The following is a 2,626-nucleotide window of genomic DNA, read 5'->3' on the forward strand; positions in this document are numbered from 1 at the left end:
GCGCAGGCCGCCGACCTCCCGCCGTACCGGACGCCATCCTCGGCGGCGACCCGGCACCCGGGGGCCGGCTCCCCGCCAACGCGCACTTCACCTTCCCCGGCTGCGAGGGCGACTCCCTGCTGCTCCTGCTGGACGCCCAGGGCATCGAGTGCTCCACCGGCTCCGCCTGCACCGCGGGCGTCGCCCAGCCCAGCCACGTCCTCCTCGCCACCGGAACCGACCCGGACCTCGCCCGCGGCACCCTCCGCTTCTCCCTCGGCCACACCTCCACCGAGGCGGACGTCGAGGCCGTGGCGAAGGCGATCGGCCCGGCGGTGGAACGCGCCCGCGCGGCCGGGCTCACCTAGCCGGCGGGGACCCGGCGCGCTCGGCGCCGACCAGGCGTAGGTACCGCTCCCAGTCCCACAGCCGCCCCGGGTCCGTGTGGTCCGTGCCCGGCACCTGGTCGTGCCCGATGATGTGCTCCCGGTCCACGGGGATGCCGTAGCGCCCGCATATCGCGGCCGCCAGCCGGGCCGAGGCCGCGTACAGGGCCTCCGTGAAGGACGCCGGGTCCTCCACGAAGCCCTCGTGCTCGATGCCGACACTGCGTTCGTTGTACTCCCGGTTGCCCGCGTGGAAGGCCACGTCCAGCTCCCGGACCAGCTGGGTGATCCGCCCGTCCCGCCGCACGATGTAGTGCGCCGCCGCGCCGTGCCCGGGGTCCTGGAAGGCCCGCACCGCCGACGCGTACCCGCCCTGGGTGACATGGACGACCACCCGGTCCACCGGATAGTCGGCCGGCCGGTCCGCCCGCCGGTAGTTCGCCGCCGAGGCCGCCACCCAGCGCGCGCCCCGGAAGTCCACCGCGCCCGCCGCCCGCGGCTTGTCCACCCCGGGCAGCCGCCACCACGACCGGGACAGCTCCTCCCGCCGCCGAACCTGAAGTCGCCCCCATGTGACCGTCAACGGACAGCCGGCCGCCCGGGTTCCCGCGGCCCCGTACGCTGGTTGCCGCGCCCCCGTACCCTGGAAGGGTTATGACTGACACCCCGCAGCGCACCCGCCCCCTCCGCGTCCTCGCCGCCATGTCCGGCGGAGTGGACTCCGCCGTCGCCGCCGCGCGTGCCGCGGAGGCCGGCCACGACGTCACCGGCGTCCACCTCGCGCTCTCCGCGAACCCGCAGTCCTTCCGAACCGGCGCGCGGGGCTGTTGCACCATCGAGGACTCGCGCGACGCCCGCCGCGCGGCCGACGTCATCGGCATCCCGTTCTACGTCTGGGACCTCGCCGACCGCTTCCGCGAGGACGTCGTGGAGGACTTCGTCGCCGAGTACGAGGCCGGCCGCACCCCGAACCCGTGCCTGCGCTGCAACGAGAAGATCAAGTTCGCGGCGCTGCTGGACAAGGCGCTGGCCCTCGGCTTCGACGCCGTGTGCACCGGCCACTACGCCAAGGTGATCCTGAAGGAGGACGGCTCCCGCGAGCTGCACCGCGCCTCCGACATGGCCAAGGACCAGTCGTACGTCCTCGGCGTGCTGGACGAGCGGCAGCTCGCGCACGCCATGTTCCCGCTCGGCGACACGGTCACCACCAAGGAGGAGATCCGCGCGGAGGCCGAGCGCCGGGGCCTCGCGGTGGCCAAGAAGCCCGACTCGCACGACATCTGCTTCATCGCCGACGGCGACACCCAGGGCTTCCTGGCCAAGCGGCTCGGCAAGGCCGAGGGCGACATCGTGGACGAGTCCGGCAGCAAGCTGGGCACCCACGAGGGCGCGTACGGCTTCACCATCGGCCAGCGCAAGGGCCTGCGCATCGGCACCCCGGCCCCCGACGGCAAGCCGCGCTACGTCCTGGACATCTCCCCGGTCACCAACACGGTGACCGTCGGCCCGGCCGAGGCCCTGGACATCACCGCCCTCACCGCGATCGGGCCCCGCTGGTGCGGCACCGCCCCCACCGGCCCCGGCACCTACACCGCCCAGCTGCGCGCGCACGGCGGCGAGACCGAGGTCACCGCCGAACTCGTGGCCGGCGAGCTGCGCGTCACCTTCACCGAGCCGGTCCGCGGCGTCGCCCCCGGCCAGGCGATCGTGCTCTACGACGGCACGCGCGTGGTGGGGTCGGCGACGATCGCGTCCACCACGCGCGCGACGGCGGCGACGGCGGTCTGAGCCGCACGGGCCGGGTCCGCCCGGCCCTTCCGCCGGCCTAGCCCGCGAAGAACTCCGCCAGCACCGGCCCCAGCACGTCCGGCTCCACCATGTGGGTCTGCCCCGGCAGGACGCGGTAGGTGCCCTCCGGCACGGCCTCCGCGACCGCCTGGCCCGCCCGGTGCATCCACTCCGGGCTCGCGCCGCCCACGAGCGCGAGGACGGGTACGGGGATCCGGCCGAGCAGGTCCCCGGGCAGCAGGCCGTCGGCCATGACCGCGTCGTCGTGGGCGAGGCTGGGCGCGAGGGTCTCCATGCCGGCCCACATCGGGGACTGGCGGGCGCGCTGGATCACCTCCTCGCCGAGGCCCGTCTGGCGCAGGAACAGCTCCACCGCGTCCCCGCGCCGGCCCTCGGCCAGCGCCTCGGTCAGCCGCTCCTTGTAGGCCGCCTCGCGCGCGGCGCCGTCCGCCAGATGGTCGGCGTACGGCACC

Annotated in this window: 4 protein-coding genes; 2 read left to right on the forward strand and 2 right to left on the reverse strand. The window is 75.1% G+C overall.

Features of this window, described 5'->3' with window-relative positions; genetic code table 11:
* A partial coding sequence (locus H5J33_RS30585) for an aminotransferase class V-fold PLP-dependent enzyme (RefSeq protein ID WP_181798020.1) occupies positions 1-347 on the forward strand: 347 nt, incomplete at its 5' end.
* Here the strand turns inward: H5J33_RS30585 and H5J33_RS30590 are convergent.
* Positions 340-948 (reverse strand): N-acetylmuramoyl-L-alanine amidase, encoded by a 609-nt coding sequence (locus H5J33_RS30590; protein WP_181798021.1) that lies wholly within the window; start codon positions 946-948, stop codon positions 340-342. The two genes, H5J33_RS30585 and H5J33_RS30590, sit on opposite strands and share 8 nt — an antisense overlap.
* Positions 949-1,019: 71 nt before the next feature.
* On the opposite strand from H5J33_RS30590, the gene mnmA reads away from it, so the two are divergent.
* Complete coding sequence (mnmA, locus tag H5J33_RS30595) at positions 1,020-2,153, forward strand: tRNA 2-thiouridine(34) synthase MnmA (RefSeq protein WP_181798022.1); 1,134 nt, start codon at positions 1,020-1,022, stop codon at positions 2,151-2,153.
* A gap of 37 nt (positions 2,154-2,190) precedes the next feature.
* On the opposite strand, the gene H5J33_RS30600 is transcribed toward mnmA, so the two are convergent.
* On the reverse strand, positions 2,191-2,626 hold a 436-nt coding region (locus H5J33_RS30600), incomplete at its 5' end, for an alpha/beta fold hydrolase (protein ID WP_399552965.1).

It is taken from the genome of Streptomyces sp. WELS2 (assembly GCF_013870595.1).
Taxonomy (GTDB): domain Bacteria; phylum Actinomycetota; class Actinomycetes; order Streptomycetales; family Streptomycetaceae; genus Streptomyces.

Excerpts from the sequence above, each read along its gene's own strand:
- mnmA (WP_181798022.1), top strand. The coding sequence starts at position 1,020 with ATGACTGACACCCCGCAGCGCACCCGCCCCCTCCGCGTCCTCGCCGCC.